This is a genomic window from Streptomyces endocoffeicus (assembly GCF_016741935.1).
Lineage (GTDB): Bacteria > Actinomycetota > Actinomycetes > Streptomycetales > Streptomycetaceae > Streptomyces > Streptomyces endocoffeicus.
In genome coordinates this window covers 277,800-302,836 of the sequence record NZ_JAERRG010000001.1, presented here as the reverse complement: position 1 = coordinate 302,836, position 25,037 = coordinate 277,800, and the positions used below count along the sequence as shown (strand labels likewise).

Genomic DNA, 25,037 nt, shown 5'->3' with positions numbered 1-25,037 from the left:
TCGATACAGGGGGACTTGTGAGCGCCGAGCGCATCACCGACATCGAGTCCGCGGCCCAGGGCAAAGCGCGGCTCGCGGCCAGAGGCGTCACGGTCGGGTACGGCGGCCGGACCGTCATCGAGAACCTCGACGTGACGATCCCGCCCGGCGTGATCACCACGATCATCGGTCCCAACGGCTGTGGCAAGTCCACCCTGTTGCGCACCCTGACCCGGCTGCTCAAACCGGCCAAGGGGGCCGTCGTGCTGGACGGCGAGGACATCGCGGGGCTCAGGACCAGGGACGTGGCGAAGAAGTTGGGGCTGCTGCCGCAGGCGCCGGTCGCGCCGGAGGGGCTGACGGTGGCCGACTTGGTCGCGAAGGGACGTCATCCGCACCAGAGCTGGCTGCGGCAGTGGTCGTCGGACGACGCCGGTGTCGTGGAGCGCGCGCTGGCCATGACCGGAGTGTCGGATCTGGCCGACCGCCCGGTCGACTCGCTGTCCGGCGGGCAGCGCCAGCGGGTCTGGATTTCGATGACCCTGGCCCAGGGCACCGATCTGCTGCTCCTCGACGAGCCGACCACCTATCTGGACCTGGCGCATGCGATCGATGTGCTCGACCTGGTGGACGACCTGCACGAGTCGGGCCGCACCGTGGTCATGGTGCTGCACGACCTCAATCTGGCCACGCGGTACAGCGACAACCTCATCGTGATGCGGGCGGGTTCGATCCTGGCGCAGGGGCACCCGCGTGACGTGATCACCGCCGAGTTGCTGGACGAGGCATTCGGGCTGCGTGCCACGGTCATTGACGACCCGGTGGGCGACCGGCCGCTCATCGTGCCGATCGGCCGCACCCATGTCCGGCCCGGCCAGGTTCCGGGAAGGAATTCCCAAGTAAGGCTAGGCTAGCCTCACTTCCGCGGGATAAGGTTTGCCTGCCCTTAGTCAGATGTGTAACGGACAGCGCGATAGCAAGGGATTCCGGATGCTTCTCCATCGAACGACGCGTATGACGCCATGGCGGCGGTTAGCGGCGGCGCTGTCCGCGGCGGCCCTCGGCGTCGGCCTCCTCGCGGGATGCGGTTCCGACTCGGCGGACGAAGCGAGTGACGACGCCCCGGCTGCCGCCTCCGGCGCGTTCCCGGTCACCGTGGAGCACGCGTTCGGATCTACGAAGATCACCAAGGCTCCCCAGCGGGTCGTCTCCGTCGGCTACACGGACGACCAGGCCATGCTGGCGCTCGGTGTCAGACCGGTCGGCATGGTCGACCAGTACCCGAACCCGGCGGGCAGGAAGCCGGACATCAACACCCAGTGGCCCTGGGTGAAGGACAAGTGGGGCGACACCCGGCCCGAGGTCGTCATGAGCAACGGCGACTCCGGCCCCAACTACGAGAAGATCGCCGCCCTGCGGCCGGACCTGATCGTCGCGGTCTACTCCGAGATCGACAAGGCCGCCTACGACAAGCTCTCCCAGATCGCCCCGACCGTCGGCCGCACCAAGGGTGAGAAGGAGCCGTTCAGCGCCCCCTGGCAGGACAACGCCGTGCAGATCGCCAAGGCGCTGGGCAAGGAGGACGAGGGCGCCAAGCTGGTGCAGGGCATCCAGGACAAGCTCGGCGCGGCCAAGAAGGCGCATCCGAAGTTCGCGAACCAGACCGCCGTCGCGTTGTCCTGGTACAAGAACTCGGTGGCGCCGTTCACCTCCACCGATGTGCGCGGACGGCTGGTGACGGGCATCGGCTTCAGCTACCGGACCAAGATCGACAAGGTCGCGGGCGGGAAGTTCTTCACCGTCCTTTCCCCCGAGCGCGTCGATCTGGTCGACGTCGACCGCGTCTTCGTCATCAACGACAAGGCGGACCAGCGGGCGCTGAAGAAGTTCCAGCTGTTCACCAACCTGGACGCCGTGAAGAAGGGCAAGGTGTCGTATCTGCTGGACAGCGAGGGCCCGGCCGTCGGCGCGGCCATGTCCCAGAGCACCCTGCTGTCCCTGCCGTACGCGATCGACCAGCTCGTCACGTCGGCCGGCCGGGGGTGAGCGTCACCGACGCGCGTGTCACCCCGGCCCCGGCAACCCTGCGCACGGCGACCGGACGCGTGGCCACCCGATGGGTCACGGCGCACTGCCGCGAGGTGCCCTGGCTGACGGCCGCCACCGTACTCACCACGGTGGCCGGGGCGGCGCTCCAGGTGCTCCCGGTGCTGCTGCTCGGCAGGGTGGTCGACGGGGTGGCCGAGGGTGAACCGCGCTCGGCCCTGGTCACGATCGGGGTGCTGATGGGTGCCGCCGCGCTGCTCGGCGCGGCGGCCACCGCGGTGTCGACCTATCTCATCGGGCGGCTCGGCGCGGATCTGCTCGCGGGGCTGCGGGAAGGCGCCGTCCGTGCCGTGCTGGGGATGCCGAGCGCGCGGATCGAGCAGGTCGGCCGGGGGGACGTGCTGTCCAGGGTCGGTGACGATGTGGCCGTGCTGTCCAAGGGCATCCGCACCGCCGTCCCCACCGTGTTCTCGGCGGGAGTGCTGGTCCTCATCGCCACGGCCGGCATGTTCGGACTGGACTGGCGGCTCGGCCTGGCGGGCGCCGGCGCGCTGCCCGCGTACGCGCTGGCCCTGCGCTGGTACCTGCCCCGGTCCGCCCCGCTCTACCAGAAGCAGCGGGCGGCCCAGGCCGACCGCGCACAGGCGTTGATCAGCGGCCTGAACGGGATCGACACGGTCCGGGCGTACCGCCTCGAGGGCGCCTTCCGCGAGAAGGTCACCAGCGAGTCGTGGCGAGTGCGCGATTTCGGTATCGAGGTGTTCCGGTTCTTCGGCCGGTTCGTCGGCAGGGAGAACCGCGCCGAGTTCATCGGGCTGGTCCTGATCATCGTGGTGGGGTACGCCCTGCTGGAGGCCGATGCCGCCAGTCTGGGCGAGGTGTCGTCGGCGCCGCTGATGTTCCACCGGCTGTTCACCCCGCTGGGCTCCATCATGTTCACCTTCGACGAGGCACAGAAGTCGGGCGCGAGCCTGACCCGGCTGGTCGGGGTGGTCGGGGAGGCCGCGGGGGACCGGCTGGTGGGCGACACGGCCGCCGCACCGGTGGACACCGTGCCGTACCCGGTGACGGTGGAGGGGCTGACGTTCCGCTATCCCGACGCCGAGGAGCCGGTCCTCCGGGACGTCAGCCTGACCATCCCGGCGGGCGGCTCGCTCGCGCTGGTGGGGGCGACGGGCGCGGGCAAGACGACCCTCGCCGCGCTGATCGCGGGCATCGGAACCCCGCAGACCGGGTCGGTGCGGATCGGGCCGACCGACCTCGCCGGTCTGGACGAGGCCGGGGCGCGGGCCATGGTGAGCATCCTGACGCAGGACACGCATGTGTTCTCCGGCCCGCTCGCCGCCGACCTGCGGCTGGCCGCGCCGGAGGCGACCGACGCCGAGCTGATGGACGCGCTGCGCACGGTCGGCGCCGACGGGTGGGTCGACGCACTGCCCGACGGGCTGAACACCATGGTCGGCGAGGGCGGAGAGCGGCTGGACGTCACCAAGGTCGCCCAGATCGCCCTGGCCCGGCTGGTGCTGGCCCGGTCGCCGGTGGTGGTGCTCGACGAGTCGACCGCGGAGGCGGGCAGCGAGGGCGCCGCCGAGCTGGAGCGGGCCGTGCTGGCCGCGTGCTCCGGCCGGACCACGTTGTTCGTGGCGCACCGGCTGACCCAGGCGATGGCGGCGGACCGGATCGCCGTGCTGGACACGGGACGCGTGGTGGAGCAGGGAACCCATGAGGAGCTGGTGGCCCTGGGCGGCCGGTATGCGCGACTGTGGCGGGCCTGGCGAGAAGGCAGTTAGCCACCCCTGATTCAGATGAGCTTTTCATGACGCGGAAGGGATGCTGAGTCCTCGATGGTGGAACCGGGCGCTCGTCGCGTACTGCTTTCCCCGACACATGTTGCCGACGTACGCCGGCGGACCGGTGACTTCTCCGACCGGACCATCGCCGAAGCGTGCGCCATCGGGCTGTCGTACTGGGCGACGGGCCGGAGCCCCGACGGCATCGACCTCACCCCCGGCACCCTGTTCGCCGACGTCCTCGGATGGGCGGACAACGGCGGTACGGCGCCCGACGGCTGGGAGATCGGCGCGGACGGGCGGAGCATCGTCCTCCCGGGAGGCGTCGGGCCGGCCGATGCGCAGCTCGCGCTGGACGACCTGGCCGAATTCCCGGACCGGCCCATCGGCACCATCGGCCCGGCCGGCGTCGCGGCGAGGCTCGAGGCCCTGGCCGGGTGGAACGACACCGAGGCCGACCGGGTCCGCCCGGCCATCGTGGAGATGTTCCATGAGCACGCGCGGACCAGGCCGGACGCCGTCGCCATCGTCGATGAGCACCGGTCGCTGACCTACCGTGAGGCGGCCGGGCTGGCCGGCCAGCTGGCCCACCACCTCATCGCCCGCGGACTGGGCCCCGAACAGGTCGTCGGCATCTCACTGCGCCGCTCCGCCGACATGGTGATCGGACTGCTCGCCGTACTCCAGGCGGGGTGCGCGTTCGTGCCGCTCGATCCGAAGTGGCCGGCCGCGCGCCGGGCCGTCGTCATCGAAGACGCCAAGGTCGTGGTGCAGCTCAACGACTCGGGCGAACACGACCCGGCCGAACCGGACGCCGTGGCCGTCGACCTCGGCGACTGGCGCTTCGGTTCCCACCCCACCGAGGGCCCCGCGGTCACCGTCCCCGGCGACGCCCTGGCATACGTGATCTTCACCTCCGGTTCGACCGGGCGGCCCAAGGGCGCGATGATCCGGCACGCGGCGATCAGCGAACGCCTGCTGTGGCAGACGAACGAGATCCTGGGCTTCGGCCACGACGACGCGTCGCTGTTCAAGGCGCCGTTGTCCTTCGACATCTCCATCAACGAGATCTTCCTGCCGCTGGTGTCCGGCGCCAGGCTGGTGATCCTGCGGCCCGACGGCGAACGCGATCCGCACCACCTGCTGAGTGTGATCGCCGAACAGCGCGTCACCTTCACCTACCTGGTGTCGTCCATGCTGGACGTGCTGCTGGAGATCGCGGGCGACTCCGGGAGGCTGGACAGCCTGCGGCATGTGTGGTGCGGCGGGGAGGTGCTGACCCCGGAGCTGTACGAGCGGTTCCGCAGCAGGCTCGACATCCCCATGTACCACGGCTACGGCCCGGCCGAGACGACGATCGGTGTCTCGCACGTCATCTACCGGGGGGCGGCGGAACGGCTGTCGACGTCGATCGGCAAGGCCAACCCCAACACCCAGCTGTATGTGCTGGACGACGAACTGCGCCCGGTCCCGGTCGGGGTCGGCGGCGAACTCTACGTGGGCGGGTTCCTGCTGGGACGCGGATACGTGGGCGCGCCCGGCCTGACGGCGTCCCGGTTCGTGGCGAACCCCTTCGCCGCGGACGGGTCCCGGCTGTACCGGACCGGTGACCTGGCGCGGTACACCCCGGACGGATCGCTGGACTTCCTCGGCCGGGCCGACAACCAGATCAAGATCCGCGGTATGCGGCTGGAGATCGAGGACGTCGAGGTCGGTCTCGCGGAGCACCCCGGAGTACGGCACACCTGCGTCGTCGCGAAGAAGAACGCGGCAGGCGGCACCTACCTGGTGGGGTACGTGATCCCGGCCGCCGGCAGCGAGGCGCTGCGGGCGGACGAGGTCAGGGCGTGGGCCACCGGACACATGGTGGAGTACATGGTGCCCACCCATATCGTCGTGATGACGGAGTTCCCGCTCACCGCGAACGGCAAGCTCGACCGGGGCGCGCTGCCGGAGCCCGCGGTCCCGGCGGGCTCGCTCAGACAACCCACCACCGAGAACGAGCACGCGGTGTGCGCGGCCGTCGCGGCGGTGCTGCGGCTCGACGAGGTCGGTGTCGACCAGGACTTCTTCCAACTCGGCGGGGACAGCATCCTGTCGATCTCCCTGCTGAGCGCACTGCGCGACGCGGGGCTCTACGTCACGGCACGGCAGATCTTCACCCACAGCGGCGTGGGGGCACTGGCGGCGGTGGCGAGCCGCGAAGACATCTCCACCGTGGACCACCGCGATGTCGCGACCGGTTCCGTCGTGGGATCGCCCATCGTGCGGTGGCTCGGCGACACCACGGACGCGATCGACGGCTTCGTACAGTCGGTCGTGCTGAACACCCCGGCGGAGCTGACCGCCGACACGCTCGACGAGATCCTCACCGCCCTGATCCGGCGGCACGACATGTTGCGCGCCAAGCTGGTGCGCGGCGAACGCTGGAGCTTCGACATCCCGGAGGCGGACCGGGCCGCCCCGGGATGGCAGGAGAGCGACCGGCCGCTCGACGAGTGTGTGGCGCTCGCCGCCGAAGGGCTGGACCCGGAGGGCGGCGTGATGCTGCGCGCGGTCTGGCGCCGCGAGGCGCGGCAACTGGTCCTGATCGCCCATCACGTGGTGATCGACGGAGTGTCCTGGCGGATCCTGATGGACGACCTGGCCACCGCGTGGCGGCAGCTCGCCTCGGGCGCGCCGATCGAGTTGCCCCCGGTGGGCACGTCGTTCAGGCGCTGGACGCAGCTGCTGGAGCGCGCGGCGTTCGACGCGGACGCCTCCTACTGGCGCCCCCTGCCGGGCGAGGACCAACCGGTGGGCCGGCGCGCGCTCGCCACGGCCGACACCGTGGCGACGGAGCGGCTCCGGACCATCTCGGTCGGCCCCGAGGCCACGGCCGCGCTGCTGGGCGAGATACCCGCGAAGTTCCACGCGGGCGTCAACGACGTCCTGCTGACCGGACTCGCCGTCGCCCTCGCCCGGTGGCGCCGCGACCTGGGGCAGGAGCAGACCTTCGCCCACATCGAACTGGAGGGCCACGGCCGCGAAGGACAGTTCGTGGCGGACTCCGCCGGCTTCGAGCCCGCGCTGTCGCGGACCGTGGGCTGGTTCACCACCCTGTTCCCGGTGACCGTGGATCCCGGCGCGGCGGCCGACTTCACCGATCCCGAGTATCTGACCGCCGCGCTCAAGGCGGTCAAGGAGGACCTCGCCCGTGTGCCGGACAACGGCGTCTCGTACGGCGCCCTGCGGTACCTGACCCATGTCGAGTTCGACACGCCCGCACCACAGGTGCTCTTCAACTACCTGGGCCGCTTCGACGCGGGAACCACCGACGACTGGCAACTCGCGTGCAGCACGACACAGTTGGGCGAAAAGCGCGATCCGAGGATGCGGCTGCCGCGCCCCCTGGAGTTCAACGCGATCGCCGAACCCGCCGCCACCGGCGCGTACGAACTGGTCACCACCATCTCCTGGCCCGACGGCATGTTCACCGACGAGGACATCGCGACCCTCGGCGGGTATTTCCGGACGGCCCTGGCCGGACTGGCCTCGCTCGACCGGGGCGGCCACTCTCCCAGTGACTTCGCACTCGTGCCCCTCGCGCAGGCCGACGTCGATGCTCTGGACGGCCCGGCCCTGCGCGACATCCTGCCGCTGACCCCGTTGCAGGAGGGCCTGTACTTCCACTCCGTCTACGACGACGACTCGGCCGGCGCCTACGTCGAACAGCAGCTGCTGACACTGGACGGCGCGGTGGACGCCGACCGGCTCGCGGCGGCGGCCACCCGGGTCCTCACGCTGTACCCGAACCTGGCCGCACGGTTCACGGCCCTCGCCGACGGCCGTGTGGTCTCCGTCCTGGAGAGCGGTGTGGAAGCGCCCTTCAGCACGGTGGACCGCCCCGGCGTCACCGACGACGAGGTCCGCGACCTCGCCGAGCGGGACCGACGAGCCGGGTTCGACCTGGCCGACGGTCCGCTGATGCGGTACACGCTCATCCGCGGGGGCCCCGGCCGGAACGTCCTGGTGCAGACCGTGCACCACATCATCGCCGACGGCTGGTCGGTGCCGCCCATGCTCCGGGCGCTGCTCGCCGAGTACCACGCGCCGGGGACCGTGTACCCGGTCGTCGGCTTCTCCGCATATGTGCGGCGGCTCGCCGGACGTGACGACGACGAGAGCGACCGCGTATGGCGCGAACAGCTCGCCGGGCTGCCCGGCCCTTCGCTGGTCGCCGAGGGGCACACCCCGTCCGACCGGTTCGCCGACACCGCCGTGGCGCCGGAGGACGACATCGACGCGGCCGTCCGGGCGGCCGGCGTGCCGCTGAGCGTGGCCGTGCACAGCGCTTGGGCGGTGACCTTGGGCTCCCTCCTGCACGGCAGGGACGTGGTGTTCGGTTCCACGGTCTCCGGGCGTGACGCCGAGGTGCCCGGCATCGAGGACATGGTGGGTCTGTTCATCAACACGATCCCCGTGCGGGCCCGTTGGGCCCGTACCACCACGGCGCGTGAGCTGCTCGCCTCCGTACGGGAACACCAGAGCGCCGTGCTGCCGCACCAGCATGTCTCGCTGGCCAGGATCGGCCGCCAGACCGGCGTGGGCGCCCTGTTCGACACCCTGGTGGTGTTCGACGTGGCGACCGATGTGGACGCCCTGCGGCGGCCCGACGACACGCTGGTCATCACCGACATCGTCAACGAGGGAGCTCCGCACTACCCGTTGACGCTGGTGGTGGAGCGGGCACCGGACGGCCGTCCGCGTTTCAACCTGATCTACGACGGCGAACTGCTGCGGGAGTCGGGCGCCCAGGCGATCCTGCGCACGTTCGCCCACACGTTCACCCGCCTGCTCACCCGGCCGGACGTCCCCGTCGACGACCTGACGCCCGAGGGCGACCGGCGTCCCGAGCCGGTCACCCCGACGACCCTGGGGGCACTGTTCGACGCCGCCGCGCACCGCGACCCGGCCGCCACCGCCGTGACCCAGTGCGCCCTCGACGGCGGTACCCGGTCCCTGACCTACGGCGAACTGGCCGCCGCCAAGGAAGAGTTGGCCTCGACCCTGCGCGCCGCCGGGGTCCGGCCCGGCAAGCGGGTCGCCATCGCCGTCCCACGCTCCGTCGAGCAGGTGGTCGCCCTGGTCGCGATCGTCACCGCGGGCGGCGCGTATGTGCCACTGGACCCGGCGTACCCGGACGGACGGCTGGAGTACATCCTCGCCGACGCCGCTCCGCAGGTCGTTCTCGTGGACCGTGAGCAGCGGGACCGCTTCACACGGCTGCTGGCCCGGGCGGGCGTGCCGGCCCGTGTGCTCGTACCGGGAGACGAGCTGCCGCGGGCCGATACGGACGCCGGGCCGGAGGCGGGGTGGCACGACCCCGCGTACGTCATCTACACGTCCGGATCGACCGGCAGACCCAAGGGTGTCGTCGTCCCGCACTCCAGCGTGGTGACCCTGCTCGCGAACACCCGGCCGGACATGGACTTCGGACCGCACGACGTATGGGTCCAGTTCCACTCCTTCTCCTTCGACTTCGCGGTCTGGGAGCTGTGGGGCGCGCTGGCGCACGGCGGTGAGCTACTGGTGCCGGAGTACGGGCTGACCCGCTCGCCGGTCGACTTCCACCGGCTGGTCCGCGAGCGCGGAGTGACCGTGCTCAACCAGACCCCGTCGGCGTTCTACCAGTTCATCGAGGCCGACCGGCAGACGGGCGAGCCGTTGCCCGCGCTGCGCCGGATCATCTTCGGCGGCGAGGCGCTGGACCTCGGGCGGCTGCGCGGCTGGATCGAGCGGCACGGCACCGGATCGCCCGAGCTGGTCAACATGTACGGCATCACCGAGACCACCGTCCATGTCACCCACCGAGTGCTGACCGATGACGACTTCGGTCTCGGCGGCGATGCCAGCCCGATCGGCGGCCCGATCCCCGGCCTGGTCACCTATCTGCTCGACGACCGGCTCCGGCCGGTGCCGCCGGGCCGGGTGGGTGCCATCTACGTCGCCGGTGCCCAGGTGTCGCTCGGCTACCTGGGCAGGCCGGGGCTCACCGCGGGCCGTTTCGTGGCGAACCCGTTCGCGGGCGACGGCTCCCGCATGTACCACACGGGCGACCTCGCCCGCCGCACGCTCGACGGTGAGCTGGAGTTCATCGGCCGCTCCGACGACCAGGTCCAACTCAAGGGATTCCGAATCGAGTTGGCCGAGGTGGAAGGCGTGGTAAGGGAGCTCGACGGTGTGGTCGACGTGGCCGTCACCGTGGCGGACAGCGGCGACCACCTGGTCGCGCACATCGTGGGCCGGGTGCCGCGCGACCTCTCCGAGCCGCTGTCCGCGAAGCTGCCGGTGCACATGGTGCCGGGGCGGGTGCTGCCGGTTGACGCACTGCCGTTGACGGTGAACGGCAAGCTGGATCGCGAAGCCCTGATCGAGCGCGCCCGAAGGGGCGCGGGGCGGTATCCGAATGCGGCTCCGCCGCGGGGCGCGACCAGCCACGAGGCACTCGCGGACGCAGACGCCGCTGTGGCCGCGCTGCCCGTGCTCGTCGACATCTTCGCCGAAAGCCTGCCTGGCTCCGCCGTGGACGCCGACACCGACTTCTTCCGCGCCGGAGGCGACAGCATCGTCGCCATCACCGTGATCAACCGGGCCAGGGCGCTCGGCCTGGCGATCGCGCCACGGGACGTGTTCCTGTTCAGGACAGCTCGTGCGCTCGCCGAGCACCTGGGAACGCCCACACCGCGGGCCGCCCCCGCGCCCGTCCGCCGCGAGGACGGCCCGCTGACGCCGACGCCGATCATCCTGCGCCAGCGGGAACTGGGTGGCTCGCTCGCCCGGTTCGCGCAGGCCAGAACGCTGGTGGCCCCGGAGGGCACCGGATTCGCCGACGTCGGGCGCGCCGCGAACGCCGTCGTGGCCGCGCACCCGGCCCTCCGGCTGCGGCTGCGCGTCGAGCACGGAGTGTGGGCCCTGCGCACCGAGCCCCCCGCCGAGATGACGGTCGTACGGGCGGACACGGCCGACGCGACGGCCGACGCGACGGCCGTGGCGAACGAGGCCGCCGGACGGCTCGATCCCGAGTCCGGGGACGTGGTCGCGTTCTCGTGGCTGGAGACGAGCCGGACCCTGGTGGTCACCGTGCACCACCTCGCCGTCGACTCGGTGTCCTGGCTGATCCTGCTGGACGACCTGGCCGCCGCCCTGCGCGGGGAGACCCTGCCGCCGCCGACCACGTCGTACGCCGAGTACGCCGAGGCGCTGGCCCTCCGGGCCACCCATGCCATCGACGACCTCGGACACTGGGTCACCACCCTCCAGGCGCCCGAGCTGCTCCCGAGACTGGGGGTGTTGCGCGATACCACCGTTGTGCTCGCCCCCGACGTGAGCGACCGCCTGACGCGTACCGCGCCCGCCGCACTCGGCGTCGGCCTCACCGAGCTGCTGTGCGGCGCGCTGCGCACCGCGCTGACCCGTGTCCAGCCATCGCCCACCGATCTCGCGATCGAGCTGGAGCGGCACGGCCGGGTCCCGGCGCTGGAACACCACGACTACACCCGCACGGTCGGCTGGTTCACCTCCATCGCGCCCGTACGGCTCACCGCGCACACCGACCCCGTCGCGGCGGCGTACGAAGTGGCCGAACGCCAGCCGGACGAGCGGGCACACGCCGCCTATGGCCGGCTCAGGTACCTCAACCCACAGACGGCGCCGCTGCTCAACCCACGCCCACAGGTGTTGTTCAACTACCTCGGCCGGGGCAGCGAGTCCCAGGCGCCGCGCCTCACCGGCGGCGATCAGGGCAGCCCGTACGCCGTCGAGGTCAACGCCTGGACCGACGCGGCCACCGGAAGCCTGCACACGGACTTCACCCTCGCCGAGGGCATCCCGGAGGAGATCACCGAACACTGGCGGCGCGCACTGGAACACATCGCGGACGCCTCCGCGACGGCCGAGCGCACGGCACCGGTCACCGCGCTCCAGCGGGGCCTGTTCTTCCAGGCCCAGATGGCGGGCCCGGCCGGACACTATGTCGCGCAGAGCTGGTTCACCTTCGACCGGCGCCTGGACACCGACGCGCTGGCCGAGGCGATGGCGTACGTGATCGAGCGGCATCCGGTCGTGGGCGCCGGCTTCACCACCGACGACGACGGAAACCCGGTCCAGGTCCTGGGGGCGGGCCGACGGGTCGATGTCCGCACGGTCGCTCTCGCCACGGACGCGGAAGTCGACGCCCTGCGCACCCGGGACCGCGACACCGGATTCGACCCGGATGAGCCGCCGCTGATCCGGATGACCGTGGTGCGGCTGCCCGACGACCGCGACGGGCTGCTGCTCAGCTACCACCTGCTGCTGTGGGACGGCTGGTCCCGCGAGATCGTGCTGCGGGACCTGTTCGACGCCTACCAGGCCGTTCTCGAGGGCCAGTTGCCCGCCCCGACCCCGGCCACGCCGGGCTTCGAGGACCACGCCCGGGCGCTCGACGCCAGGGACTCCGCCGTATCGGAGCGCTTCTGGGCGGAGCACCTGGCCGGGCTCCCCGGCCCGACGCTGCTCGCCGGACCGGCGCCCGCCCTCTCGGACGATCTGCCGCGCGCGCTCGTGCACACGCTGTCCGCCGGACAATCGGAGTCGCTGAGGGAGGCGGCCAAAGCACATGGCGTCACCCTGAACTCGGTGCTGACCGGCGCGTTCGGCCTCCTGCTGGGCGCCCACACGGGCCGTGGCGACGCCGTGTTCGGCGTGACCGTCTCCGGCCGGGAGGGCGAGGGGCTGCACGACATCGTCGGCGTGCTGCTCAACACCGTGCCCATGTGGACGCGGCCCCGGCCGGACGACACGGTCGGCGCGTATCTGTCGGCCGTACAGGCGGCCAGGGTCGAGGCGATGGAGCACGAGCACCTGGGGCTCGGGGAGATCCAGCGGGCCAGTGGGCACGACACCCTGTTCGACAACCTGTTCGTGCTGCAGAACTTCCTGGACATGGACGCGTTCGCCGAGATGAACGCCCGGCACGGCATCACCTCGGTGATGGCCGATGACTCCACCCATTACCCGTTCACCTGGGTCGTCACGCCCGGCGACCGGCTCACGGTCAAGCTGGAGTACCGCGACGAGGACACCGGCAACGCCCGCCGTCTCCTCGACGACTACCTGCGTGTGCTCGACGACCTGGCCCGGTCGACCGGGCCGGTCGGCGCGCTGCGGGGGCCGGGGTCGAAACCCTCGCGGGGGGCGCGTACGGACATCGGTACGGACACCGTGGTCGACCGGTTCGACCAGGCGGCGGACCGCGACCCGCGGCGGGTGGCGCTTGTCGCCCACGGCTCGACCATGACCTTCGCCGAGCTGCGGGACCGCAGCCGCGCGGTGGCCGGTGTGCTCGCCGGGCGCGGCATCGGCCCCGAGACGACCGTGGGCCTCGCGATTCCGCGCTCCCTCGACTCGATCGTGGCGCTGTTCGCGGTGCTGCGGGTCGGCGCCGCGTACGTTCCGCTGGAGCTGGACCACCCGGACGAGCGGATCGCCGCGATCGTCGCGGACGCACGCCCGGACGTGATCCTCACCGTGAGCGCGGTGTCGCACCGGCTCACCGGTGACCTGATCGAACTGGACCGGCCCCTCCCCGAGGGGAAACCGTACGTGACGTTCGCGACGGACGATCCGGACCGGCTGCGGCACCCCGCCTACACCATCTACACCTCCGGGTCGACCGGGAAGCCCAAGGGCGTGGTGACCGAGTACGCGGGGCTCACCAACATGCTGATCAACCATCAGCGCCGGATCTTCGAGCCGGTGCTGGCGGACCACGGCCACCGGGTTTTCCGGATCGCGCACACCGTGTCGTTCGCCTTCGACATGTCGTGGGAGGAGCTGCTGTGGCTCGCCGACGGCCACGAGGTGCACATCTGCGACGAGGAGCTGCGCCGTGACGCGCCCCGGCTGGTCGAGTACTGCCTCGAGCACGGCATCGACGTCATCAACGTGACCCCGACCTACGCACAGCAACTGGTGGCCGAGGGCCTGCTCGACACCCCGGAACGGCGGCCGGCGCTGGTGCTGCTGGGCGGCGAGGCCGTCACCCCGGCGCTGTGGCGGCGGCTCGCCGAGACCGAGGGGACGGTCGGCTACAACCTCTACGGACCCACCGAGTACACCATCAACACCCTCGGCGTCGGCACCTTCGAATGTCAGGACCCGGTGGTGGGTGTGGCGATCGACAACACCGATGTCTACGTACTGGATCCATGGCTGCGGCCGCTGCCGGACGGAGTGCCGGGTGAGCTGTATGTGTCGGGCATCGGCATCGCGCGTGGCTATCTCGGGCAGCCCGCCCAGACCGGGCACCGCTTCGTGGCGTGCCCGTTCGGCGAACCCGGCGAGCGCATGTACCGCACCGGAGACCTGGTGGTCCGCCGGCCCGACGGCAACCTGATGTACCTGGGCCGCACCGACCAGCAGGTCAAGATCCGGGGACACCGGGTCGAACTGGGCGAGGTCGAGGCCGTGTTCGCGGCACACCCCGCGGTCCGGTTCGTCGCCGCGGTCGCCCAGCCCGATCCGCAGGTCGACGGCGCGTACCGGCTGGCCGCCTATCTGGTGCTGGAGGGCGCGGAGCTGTCGACGGTGGCCACCGAAGTGGGCGCCGGGCTGCCGGACTTTCTGCGCCCGACGCACTACGCCCAGGTCGACGGCATCCCGCTGACGGTGAACGGGAAGGCTGACACCCAGGCGTTGCCGGCGGCCAAGCCGCTGGGCGCGCTGACCACAGCGGGGGAGCGGGGGCCCGCGACCGCGACCGAGACCGTGGTGTGCGAGTTCTTCGCCGAGGCACTGGACCTGGACGACGACGAGGTGAGCGCGGTGAGCGACTTCGTGTCCCTGGGCGGGCACTCCATGCTGGCGGTGCGGCTGATCGGGCTGCTCCGCCGCGAGTACGGTCCGTTGATCACCATCCGAGACCTGTTCACCCTGCGCACCCCGGAAGCGATGGCCCGCCACCTCGATGCCCGAGTCCTCGATGACAACTCCTGACACCCGGCGGCCCCGACCGGGGTCCGACATCCTCCGGACCGCACTGCGCCGCAACATCGGTGCCATGGCCGGAGGCACCGTCCTCATGGGCCTGTACCAGGCGGGTGAGACGGCCTTCCCCATCGCGCTCGGCCTGATCGTCGAGCACACGATGCGCCACCGGAGCCTCGGCGCGCTGGGCCTGTCGATCGCCGCGCTGGCGGTGATCATCACGACGGTGTCACTGTCGTGGCGGTTCGGGATGCGCGTCCTCCAGAAGGCCAACACGACCGAGGCACACCGCTGGCGGGTGAGGGTCGCGGCCTGTGGCCTCCAACCCGTGGCCAGGGACGTGGACCTCAAGTCCGGCGAGGTGCTGACCATCGCCACCGAGGACGCCGACCAGACCGCCGACATCATCGAGGTGGTGCCGCTGCTGATCAGCTCGCTGGTCGCGGTGCTGGTCGCGGCGGTCGCCCTCGGCCTGGCCGACGTGCGGCTCGGCCTGCTGGTGATCGTGGGTACCGTCGCGATCCTGTCGGTCCTGAGCGTGCTCTCCAAGCGGATCGGCTCCAGCACCCGCGAACAGCAGGCCCGGGTGGCGCGGGCGGGCGCGAAGGTCGCCGATCTGATCACGGGCTTGCGCCCGCTGCACGGCTTCGGCGGCAACCATGCCGCGTTCCGGTCCTACCGCGAGGTCAGCACGGAGGCGAAACACCAGGCGATCACGGTCGCCAAGGTCAACGGCGGGTACGCGGGCACCGCGCTGGCGCTCAACGCGATCCTCGCCGCCGCCGTGACCCTGACGGCGGGCTCGCTGGCGTGGAGCGGCCGGATCAACATCGGCGAACTCGTCATGGCGGTGGGGCTGGCGCAGTTCATCATGGAACCGCTCAAGCTGTTCTCGGAGATGCCGAAGTACGTGATGATGGCGCGCGCGTCGGCCGAGCGGATGGCGCTGGTGCTGGCCGCGCCGCCGGTGACGGCTTCGGGGGCGGAGCACCCGGCCGCGGGCGGCGACCTCGACATCGACTGCGTCCGGTACGGCTCCCTGCGCAAGCTGAAGTTCCAGGTGCGGGCCGGCGAGTTCGTGGCGATCGCCGCCTACCAGCCGCGTGCGGCGGCCGACCTGGCGTCGATCCTGGCCGTGAACGTCCCGCCCGACACGTACGAGGGAGCGGTGCGGGTGAGCGGGCGGGAACTCAGAGACCTGTCGGTCGAGGCGGTCCGCGCGTACATGCTGGTGAACCCGTACGACGGGGAGATCTTCGCGGGCACCCTCCGTACGAACATCGACCCGTTGGGCACCAGCCGGATGGTCCCCGAGGCCATCGAAGCGTCCATGCTGACCGACGTGGTCGCCCTCCACCGTGCAGGACTCGACTACGGTGTCCGCGACCGCGGCGCGAACCTCTCCGGGGGTCAGCGCCAGCGGCTGTCCCTGGCCCGGGCGCTGGCCGCCGACACCGATGTCCTCGTCCTGCACAACCCGACGACGGCCGTCGACGCGGTCACCGAGCAGCTCATCGCGCGCAACGTCGCGAAGCTGCGCCGGGGCCGGACCACCATCGTGATCACCAGCAGCCCGGCCCTCCTGGACGCCGCCGACCGTGTTCTCGCACTGGACGACGGCGTCATCACCGCCGAGGACACCCATCGCAACCTCCTCGCCACGGACGAGGACTACTGCGCGGCGGTGGCGAGGTGACGCCCGGTCCTTCTGACGGATCTCCGTGGAGGAAGGAGCGGTGTCCGGTGCGTGCTCTCGGCGTGCCGCGCGGAGGCCCTCGTAGCGGAGCTACTTGGGTTTTCGTGCGGTGCGGCGAGAGTGCGTGCCGGGCGTCGCGACGCCGCGGAGATCCGTCAGAAGGACCCTAGCCCAGCGCCCAGGCGACATCCCTGAGCAGGGCGTGCCGCCAGCCCGCCCGGTCGTGGCCCGACGCCGACCGCGAGACCCGCACGGTCGCGCCGGTCCGTTCGGCCAGGGTCTCGACCAGCTCGCAGTGGGGGAGCATCCGGGTCTCGTGTTCCCCCACGTCGAACGCGACCCGCAGACCGGACAGATCGGCACGCTCCCGCAGCCACGTGGCGACGGTGCCGCCGACCGGCCCGCCCATGGGGTCCGGCAGGTCCATGGCGTCGGGTGTCCACCAGAAGGACCCCGACTGACAGGCGACGCGGGACACCAGGTCCGGGAACTCCAGCGCCGCGTACATCGCGCTCAGCCCGCCCATGCTCTGCCCGGCGACCACCAGCCGGTCCGCATCGGCGGGTACGCCGGATTCCGCCACCAGCGGCAGCAGTTCGTCCCGGATCGCCTCCCACAGGGCGGGTCCGCACCCGAACTCGGTCTCCCTGTCCCCGCTCGGCAGGAAGACGAGCGTGACGGCGGGCATCTCGCCACCGGCGACGGCCGAGTCGAACGCGGTCATGGCCGGGTGCAGATACAGCCAGTCGTCCCCGTCGAGCAGCAGGACCACGGGTCCGCCACCGCCCGCCGGGTGGACCCGCACGGTGCGCCGCCCGCCGAGCCGTTCGCTGCTCCAGCGGATCCGGGTGCGCGGGAGCGGCAGTACGGCGTCGGTCCCGGCGCCGATGACGGGCCAGTGCGGCTGGGCCGGGGCGTCCGGGGTCGCGGCGATGGACCGGTCACCGCCCGCACCGACCGGGTTGAACGGGTCGGCGTGCGCCGCGTCGCCGACGAGGAATTGATAGGTCACCCGCAGCCGCTCGGGCATGCGCACCTCGGCGTACCAGCAGTCCGTATCACCCCACCGGCGCAGGGGGACCGGCTCCGACCAGCTCTCGAAGCCGATGCGCGCAGGAGAGCCGCGCCACAGGAACAGGGTCACCCAGCCACCGCCGTCGGCGGGCACCGACGCGGGTGTCCTCGCCGCCGCCCAGAACTCGTCGGTGCCGGGTGTGCCGGGCAGCCCGAACCCGACGAAGGCGTTCTCCCTATCGGCCGCGCCCAGGCGCATGAACGTCTCCTTGTGAGAGGGAAGGGACAGAGCTAAACTCCCGTCAATTAGGCGAGCCTAACCTAAGTCAGGTCTTCGTAGGAGGCGCTGAGCATGAGCACAAACCCTTTCGATGACACCGAAGGCCGATTCCTGGTCCTGGTGAACCACGAAGGACAGCACTCACTCTGGCCGGCCTTCGCCGAGGTGCCCGGGGGATGGACGACCGTCTTCGACGAGAACACCCGCGAGGCGTGCCTGGAGTTCATCGAGTCCCACTGGACCGACCTGCGCCCCCGATCCCTGGCGGAGACCATGGAAAACTGAACAGTCACCTGACCGCTCGTCATCGCAAGCCGCTCAGGCACCGAGGAGAGCCCTGGCAGATGCTCTGCACCAGACTGACGAACGCCCGCTTCCGCACCATGGACCCGGACCACCCCGTAGCCCACGACCTGGGCATCTGGCGGGGCCGGATCGTAGGTCTGGACGAGGCCGTGACCTCCCTGCCCGCCCGCGAGGTGATCGACCTGCGGGGCGCCACCGTGCTGCCCGGGTTCATCGACCCCCATGTGCACCTGGCCTGGACCGGGTTCAAGCAGAAGACCCCGAGCGTCGCGGGGCGCACGCGGATCGACGACGTGCTCGCCACCGTGGAGGAGGCCGTCACCCGGAACAGCTCGCCCGGAGCCTGGGTGAGCATCGTCGGCTACGACCAGCGAGCCCTGGGACGCCATCTGACCGCCGCCGAACTGGACAGGGTCAGCCACGGGCGCAAGCTGCTGGTGACGCACGACTCCGGGCACGGCTGCCTCGTCAACTCCGCCGTTCTCGACCTGCTCCCCGCCGACATCCCGCACGAGAGCGGCTTCCTCGCCGAGGGGGCCATGGGCGCCGCCCGCGCTCTGCGCCTCCCGTACTCCCAGCGGGAACTGGCCGAGGCGATCGCCCGCGCCGCCCGCACCTGCCTGGCCGAGGGCGTCACCGCCTGCGCCGAGGCGGGCATCGGCGGCGCCCTCTTCGGCCACAGCCCGGTCGAGCTGGGCGCCTACCAACTCGCCCACGAATCGGGCCTGTTGCCGCTGCGGGTACAGGTCATGGTGTCCGCCGACCGATTGCACCCGGTCGCCGCACACGAAGCCGACGGCATTCCCCGAGCCCTCGACCTCGGACTGCGCACCGGGTTCGGCGACGACCGGCTCTGCGTGGGCGCGCTGAAGATCTACACGGACGGCGGCATGATGGCCCGGACCGCCGCGCTCAGCAGCCCGTACAAGGGGCTGGATCACATGGGCGAGCTACAGGACGACCCGGAGGCGCTCGCGGACACGATCGTGGACGGCCACCTGGCCGGGTGGCAGCTCGCGGTCCACGCGATCGGTGACCGCGCCGCTGACGTGGCCCTGGACGCCCTGGAACGGGCCCAGCGCCTCCGGCCACGCCCCGGCGCCCGGCACCGCATCGAACACGCCGGCCTGATCCGCCCCGATCAGCTTCCGCGCTTCGCGCGACTCGGCATCGGCGCGGTCGTCCAGCCCAACTTCCTGCGCTACTTCGGCGACGACTACGCGGCGATCATGGGCGAGGAACGGGCCCCGTGGCTCTACCGCGGCAAGGCATTCCTGGACCACGGCATCCCCCTCGTCGGCAGCTCCGACCGCCCCGTCACGGACGGATCTCCGCTGAGAGCCATCCAGTTCATGGTCGAGCGAACCTCCGAGTCCGGTCAGGTGATCGGCCCGGACGAGGGGATCACCCTCGACGAGGCCCTGCGGGCCTACACGGTCACAGGCGCGTTCGCCTGCCACTGGGAGAACAGCCTGGGAAGCCTCACCCCGGGCAAGCTCGCCGACCTGGTCGTGCTCGGCGACGACCCCTGGCGTGTCGAGACGTCGCGAATCGGGGACATCGAGGTGGTGGCGACGTACGTCGACGGTCGAGAGACCGGGAAGTCGACGTCATGAGCGGGAAGCCGACGGCCGTCGAAGCCGGAGCCCGGCACACCGATAGCCTTGGCCGCTATGACGCGCGCTTGGATCCTGCCGATAGTCCTCGTGCTCTGCGGCGCGGCCCTCGCCACTGGCCTGATCTCCAGCGGAAACCCCGGCACAGCCGTAGCGCTCCTGCTGGTGTTCGTACTGCTCGCAGGCGTGAACTCGCCCCTGATCTTCCCGAGGTCGATCAGTGCACCGGAGGCACAACGACGCAGCGAGGAAGACGGCCGCCCGGTCGTCTTCTGGCGACCGGGCTGCGCGTTCTGCCTCCGCCTGCGCATCCGCCTGGGCCGCGGCGCCCGCCAGGCGCACTGGGTCAACATCTGGCGTGACCCGGCTGGGGCGGCAACAGTAAGGGCGGCCAACGACGGCAACGAGACCGTACCGACGGTCGTCGTGGCAGGCCGGCCACACACCAACCCCGACCCCGCATGGGTACGCGAACAGCTCTCCCGCTCGGCGTGACCGGCGATACCGACCGTCCACCGCGTTGCTGGTGGGCTTGGGCTCGCCGGGTCCGCTGACGTCGACTCGTGTTGCGCACGAGGTTTACCGAGATGTTCGGTATCGCTCACCCTGTGATGGCAGCCCCCATGGGCCTGCACAGCGGCGGTTCACAGAACCTCGACGACGCGGAAGCGGTCGTCGCCGCGGGCGCCGATGTGCTGGTGGCGCAGGGGACCGAGGCCGGTGGCCACACCGGGACGATGGGCCTGCTGCCGTTCCTGGCCGGGGTTGTGAGACGTTATCCCGATGTTCCGGTGCTGGCCGCAGGGCGTATTGCCGAGTGGTCAGAGCGTGAGGCGACGCTGCGGGGCCGCAAAGAGGAATTCGCGTCCCCGGAAGACGTCAATCCCTTCGAGGCCCCACCCGACCCCGACACGAGCTCAATCATCTACGGTCAATCGGCGTTCTTCGTCGATGCCGTCCGCCCCGCCGCGGACGTGGTCCGGACGATCAGCGACGAGGCCGAGGCGATCCTGGACTCGCGGCCTCGGTCGCTGCTGAGCTGACGGAGAGTGTGAACGCCGAGGAGGCCGGGGTCAGCCCCTTGGATCTCCTCCACGACCGGTTCGATCCGGCCGTCCGCGATGAAGCCCAGGATACTGGCAAGTGCGGCTATTGAGACTTGCGGAATGCCCAAGCAGCCGAGAGGCGTGCCGACAGAGGGCCGGCAAGACAGGATTCCCGAACGGACCGGTCCTGGCAGTCGCCTTTATTCGGCTGGTCCTCACGGGTGCCTCCGAGGGCGAAGGCCATCCAGGAGGATGTCCAGGAGCCGATCGGCTGTGACCGCGTGGCCGGACTGGTGCGCGACGGTGAAGATTCCGATCAGGCTGGCTGCGATCTCGTCGGCGGTGACGTCGGGCCGGAGGTCTCCAGCTGTGCGGCCTGCGTCGAGAATCGTCGATATCGCGTTCAGGAGCGCGTCCCTGGTCTGTGCGTGGCCGACCGCGCCCGACTCGATCAGGGCCGGCAGGGTGTCGAGCATGCCGTTCTTCGTCGCGACCCAGTGACCGAAGAGGTCCATCCAACGTCGCATCGCAACGGCCGGGGCCTCGTTGGCGAGCAAGTCGTGGGCGCCGTTCGTGAGGCGGACGACTTGGTCGCGGTAGACGGCCTCCACAAGGGACTCGCGCGTCGGGAAGTGGCGATAGAGCGTCCCGATGCCCACACCGGCCTCGCGAGCGATAGCGCGCAGGGACGTCTCGGCGTCGGGCGAGGCGAGCACGCGTGTCGCGACCTCAAGCAGCTGATCGCGGTTGCGGGCGGCGTCGGCCCGCGTCGCTCGCGGCTTCGAACTCGTCAAACGGATCACGCTCCGGTTATGCTGGATTCCATAAGCGGAGCATAGTCCGTTTCGGGTGGCTCCACGAACACGAGGAAACGAGTAGGACATGCGGCAACACGGCAACACACTCCGGGACGGCGCGAGCAGGGCCGTTCTGCTCGACTCGTTCGGCGGCCCGGAGGTCTTGGCCCTCAAGGACGTGCCTGAACCCCGGGCGGGCGACGGGCAGATCCGCGTCCGCGTGTCAGCAGCCGGGCTGAACCCGATGGACTGGTTCATGACCTCCGACGCCGAGACCGCGGCACGGTTCGGTCTGAGCCTGCCCTGCGGGTTCGGGACCGATTACGCCGGAGCCGTGGACCAGGTCGGTGCCGGCGCGAGCGGCTACGCGGTCGGTGACCGCGTGTTCGGGGCGGCCCTGTCCCGGGCGGTCGCCGACCACGTCGTCCTCGACGCGAACGGGAACATCGCCAGCGGCATCGCCCACCACACCCCGGACGGCGTCGACGACCGCACCGCCGCCACGCTTGCGATCGCGGGCAGCACCGCGTCCGCCGCTCTCGACGTCCTTGACCTCGGTCCGGACGACACGGTGCTGATCGGCGGCGCCGGCGGCGGAGTCGGAGTGTTCGCAGTCCAGCTGGCACGGATCGCGGGCGCGCGCGTCATCGGGACCGGCTCGCCGTCGTCAGCGGAGTACCTGCGAAGCCTCGGCGCCGAGCCGGTCGCGTACGGCGAGGGCCTGGCCGACAGGGTCCGCGGCCTCGGTGCGGGCGCCGTCACCGCAGCCCTGGACCTGCACGGCACGGATACGGTGCACGTCGCGCGCGAGCTGGAAGTCCCGGACGACCGCATCTGCACCATCGCGGGCCAGGTCGACGGCGTTCCCGCCGCCAACGGCGCCAACGCCGCGCCCGACGCCCTCGAGAACATCGCGCGCCTTGTCGCGGCAGGCCGCCTGCGTGTACCCCTCGCAGCGACCTACCCCGTCGAGGACATCCGCACGGCCGTCGAGCTCCAGGCGGCCCGGCACGTCCGCGGCAAGGTCGTCATCGACCTCCGACCCCAGCCCTGACAGCGCGGGCCGGACTCAGGAGCGTGTGACGCGGCACGCGGACACCGCCTGAGCTCCGGTCCCTGCGGCCGGGCCGGACAGCAGGGCCGCACCGACGAGATGGCCGCGTTACGGCGGCCGGCGGCTCCTGAACTCCGGTGCCGGCCAGAGGGGTTGAGCGTTCGGGCCGCGATGCGGGATCTGTACCGCGGATCGTGCACCGGTCCTCAAATGATCGAATCGGCCCAGCCGGTCGCGGTCACCACCTCACGCGCGATATCGACGACAGCACGCCCATCCGTCGCCACCCGTACAGTCTCCGCGGTGGCCTGCTGGTCCAGCAGCCGTGCCTTGCGAGCACTGCCCTTCAGCTCCTGCTCCAGCTCCGAGCCGAGTTCCCGGCGCACCAGCCGCTCCCGGGCGGTGGCATCGGAGGCGGTGAGCAGAACCCGTATGATCCGCGTCCCCGTTCCCATGGCGCGCTCGAACATTCCCGTGGACTCGGGCAGCACACTCACGGTGTTGGTGTAGATCAGTCGGCGGTAGCCGCGCCGGGCGAAGTTCGCCCACACGGCCGTCAGGTTGCTTTCGGTGATTTCCGAGCAGTGAGGATCTCCCTCCGGGGCCGGATGGACCTGTCCCATGAAGTCGCCATCGATGACCGCGTGTGAGACGGCTGCGGCCCGCAGTACGGCCGATACCTCCCATCCCACCGTCGTCTTGCCGACTCCGGCCCGCCCTCCGATGAGCAGTACTTCCGCGTGATCCATGGAGGCAGCCTGCCATCACACATCCGTCTGTGGCGATCCGATATCGATTGGCCGTGTATCTCAGTGCGGGGGGCGTGCCGAGGTGACTGCGGGAGCCGGCGGCTCACGGGGTCTGCTCGCCTCCGGTGAACATGTTGATCAGGCCGTGGGGTGCGTCGTCTCCGTAGAACAACTCGTGGACGTAGACGCCTTCGGTGGCGGCCGCGGCGCTGCGCGGGAACATGGCCTGCTCGTATTCGGTGAGCGCGGTCTCGACGTCGTCGGGGTGTGCGGCGAGGGCCTTGCCGAGTTCTGCGGCGTCGTACATGGCCAGGTTGGCGCCCTCGCCGTTCGGGAGCGAGAGGTGGGCGGCATCGCCGAGCAGGGTCACCCCCGGCACCCGCTCCCACCGGTGCTCGACGGGCAGGGCGAAGAGGGGGCGCGGCACCGGGGCGGTGTCACCGTCGGCAATCAGCGCGGTGAGCTCCGGCGCCCAGCCGGTGAACTCCCGCGCGATCCGTGCGGTGGCCGCGGCGGAATCGGTGAAGTCGATGTCCGCGAACCAGTCCCGCGGCCGGGCGAGCATCACGTAGGTGTGCAGGGTGCCGCCCTTCTCCCGGTGAGCCAGGAATCCCCTGCCCGGCGCGAGCGCGAACAGCGATCCGCCGCCGACCGCTTTCGCGCCGGCCGGGTGGCGGGTGTCGGCGTCGACCAGGTACGTCTCGACGGCCGACATACCGATGTACTCGGGGGTGGCGTCGGACAGCAGTGGCCGGACTCGGGACCACGCGCCGTCCGCGCCGACCAGCAGGCCGGTGGTGACGGTGCGGCCGTCGGCGAAGGTCACCTGGTGGCGGCCCCCGTCGAGGGATCGCGTCCCGCTGACCTTGTGGCCCCACCGTACGGTCTCGGCCGGGAGCGAGTCGAGGAGCATCTGCCGCAGCTCGCCGCGCAGCACCTCGGGGTTGCCACCCGTATCGTCGTCGGCTTTCTCGAACAGGACGGTCCCGTCCCGGTCGAGGACCCGTATCGCCTGGCGGCCCTCCAGAACGAGGCCGCGGAACTCGTCCGCCAGGCCGGCCGCCTCGAGAGCCGGCTGTCCGCTGTCCTCGTGGATGTCGAGCATCCCGCCCTGCGTGCGCGCCGCCGGGGAGGCCTCCGCCTCGTAGACGGTGGCCGGGATGCCGTGGACGTGCAGGACGCGGGCGAGCGTGAGGCCGCCGAGTCCGGCACCGATGATCGTGACGTCAGTGGTCATGGTGGTTCCTTGCTGTCGCATGCCTGCCGGATGGGCACCCGGCAGGATCGATGTGAAAGGTTCCAGGCCTCGCCGACCGGCCACCGACAACGGACCGACAGCCACCGATGTGTGACCGACACCGCGGCTTTTCCGTCCGATCACCCCAGCTCAAAGCACTGACCGGAAAGGGAAGGCTCAGCGCGCCAGCTGACGCGGCAAGCGTCCGTGGCCCCATGGCTCACTTGCCGCCAAATAGCGAGCGCGGTACCTCTGCCGACGCAGGGGCCCGTCGGCAACGGTGGCGCATTGCATGGCAGGGGCGGCAGGATTCGAACCTGCGGCGCGCGGGTTTGGAGTCCGCTGCTCTGGCCGGGCTGAGCTACGCCCCTTTGACGCGATCAGTCTGACACCCGCCGACCGTGACCGGCCACAGGATTT

The 25,037-nt window shown here is 71.0% G+C and carries 14 protein-coding genes and 1 tRNA gene; 10 read left to right on the top strand and 5 right to left on the bottom strand.

Annotation, left to right across the window (positions count from 1 at the left end; all coding sequences use genetic code 11):
- Positions 1–17: 17 nt before the first annotated feature.
- The 5 genes from JK364_RS01375 to JK364_RS01355 all read left to right on the top strand — a co-directional run bounded on the left by JK364_RS01375 (position 18) and on the right by JK364_RS01355 (position 16,518).
- Positions 18–893, top strand: coding sequence for an ABC transporter ATP-binding protein (locus JK364_RS01375; protein ID WP_201846637.1), 876 nt, complete (start codon positions 18–20; stop codon positions 891–893).
- A gap of 76 nt (positions 894–969) precedes the next feature.
- Positions 970–2,025, top strand: a complete 1,056-nt coding sequence (locus JK364_RS01370) for an iron-siderophore ABC transporter substrate-binding protein (RefSeq protein ID WP_201846635.1) — start codon at positions 970–972, stop codon at positions 2,023–2,025.
- Complete coding sequence (locus JK364_RS01365; RefSeq protein ID WP_201846633.1) at positions 2,022–3,815, top strand: ABC transporter ATP-binding protein; 1,794 nt, start codon at positions 2,022–2,024, stop codon at positions 3,813–3,815. Before JK364_RS01370 ends, JK364_RS01365 begins: the two co-directional genes overlap by 4 nt.
- Positions 3,816–3,869: 54 nt before the next feature.
- Positions 3,870–14,831: a non-ribosomal peptide synthetase gene (locus tag JK364_RS01360; RefSeq protein WP_201846631.1), complete on the top strand. Its 10,962-nt coding sequence runs from the start codon at positions 3,870–3,872 to the stop codon at positions 14,829–14,831.
- Entirely contained in the window at positions 14,818–16,518 is a 1,701-nt protein-coding gene (locus JK364_RS01355; protein WP_201846629.1) for an ABC transporter transmembrane domain-containing protein, read from the top strand. Before JK364_RS01360 ends, JK364_RS01355 begins: the two co-directional genes overlap by 14 nt.
- Positions 16,519–16,684: 166 nt before the next feature.
- On the opposite strand, the gene JK364_RS01350 is transcribed toward JK364_RS01355, so the two are convergent.
- Positions 16,685–17,791 (bottom strand): alpha/beta hydrolase-fold protein, encoded by a 1,107-nt coding sequence (locus JK364_RS01350; RefSeq protein ID WP_201846627.1) that lies wholly within the window; start codon positions 17,789–17,791, stop codon positions 16,685–16,687.
- Positions 17,792–17,884: 93 nt separating this feature from the next.
- Here JK364_RS01350 and JK364_RS01345 point away from each other — a divergent pair, with 93 nt between their 5' ends.
- The 4 genes from JK364_RS01345 to JK364_RS01330 all read left to right on the top strand — a co-directional run bounded on the left by JK364_RS01345 (position 17,885) and on the right by JK364_RS01330 (position 20,777).
- Complete coding sequence (locus JK364_RS01345; protein ID WP_201846625.1) at positions 17,885–18,097, top strand: MbtH family protein; 213 nt, start codon at positions 17,885–17,887, stop codon at positions 18,095–18,097.
- 59 nt (positions 18,098–18,156) lie between these two features.
- Positions 18,157–19,734 (top strand): amidohydrolase, encoded by a 1,578-nt coding sequence (locus JK364_RS01340; protein ID WP_201846623.1) that lies wholly within the window; start codon positions 18,157–18,159, stop codon positions 19,732–19,734.
- 57 nt (positions 19,735–19,791) lie between these two features.
- A complete protein-coding gene (locus JK364_RS01335; protein WP_201846621.1) occupies positions 19,792–20,229 on the top strand; it encodes a glutaredoxin domain-containing protein in 438 nt (145 codons plus the stop codon).
- A gap of 128 nt (positions 20,230–20,357) precedes the next feature.
- Entirely contained in the window at positions 20,358–20,777 is a 420-nt protein-coding gene (locus tag JK364_RS01330) for a nitronate monooxygenase (protein WP_230991255.1), read from the top strand.
- A gap of 218 nt (positions 20,778–20,995) precedes the next feature.
- Here the strand turns inward: JK364_RS01330 and JK364_RS01325 are convergent, their stop codons facing one another.
- Positions 20,996–21,583: a TetR/AcrR family transcriptional regulator gene (locus JK364_RS01325; protein ID WP_307841122.1), complete on the bottom strand. Its 588-nt coding sequence runs from the start codon at positions 21,581–21,583 to the stop codon at positions 20,996–20,998.
- Between the two features lie 79 nt (positions 21,584–21,662).
- Between JK364_RS01325 and JK364_RS01320 the strand changes: the two genes are divergently transcribed.
- On the top strand, positions 21,663–22,631 hold the full coding sequence (locus tag JK364_RS01320) for an NADP-dependent oxidoreductase (RefSeq protein ID WP_201846614.1): 969 nt from the start codon (positions 21,663–21,665) through the stop codon (positions 22,629–22,631).
- 206 nt (positions 22,632–22,837) lie between these two features.
- On the opposite strand, the gene JK364_RS01315 is transcribed toward JK364_RS01320, so the two are convergent.
- The 3 genes from JK364_RS01315 to JK364_RS01305 form a co-directional block, all read right to left on the bottom strand.
- Entirely contained in the window at positions 22,838–23,380 is a 543-nt protein-coding gene (locus JK364_RS01315) for an AAA family ATPase (protein ID WP_201846612.1), read from the bottom strand.
- Positions 23,381–23,483: 103 nt separating this feature from the next.
- Positions 23,484–24,617 (bottom strand): FAD-dependent oxidoreductase, encoded by a 1,134-nt coding sequence (locus JK364_RS01310; RefSeq protein ID WP_201846609.1) that lies wholly within the window; start codon positions 24,615–24,617, stop codon positions 23,484–23,486.
- A 293-nt stretch (positions 24,618–24,910) separates the two neighbouring features.
- Positions 24,911–24,988 (bottom strand) — tRNA-Trp (locus JK364_RS01305).
- Positions 24,989–25,037: the final 49 nt, after the last annotated feature.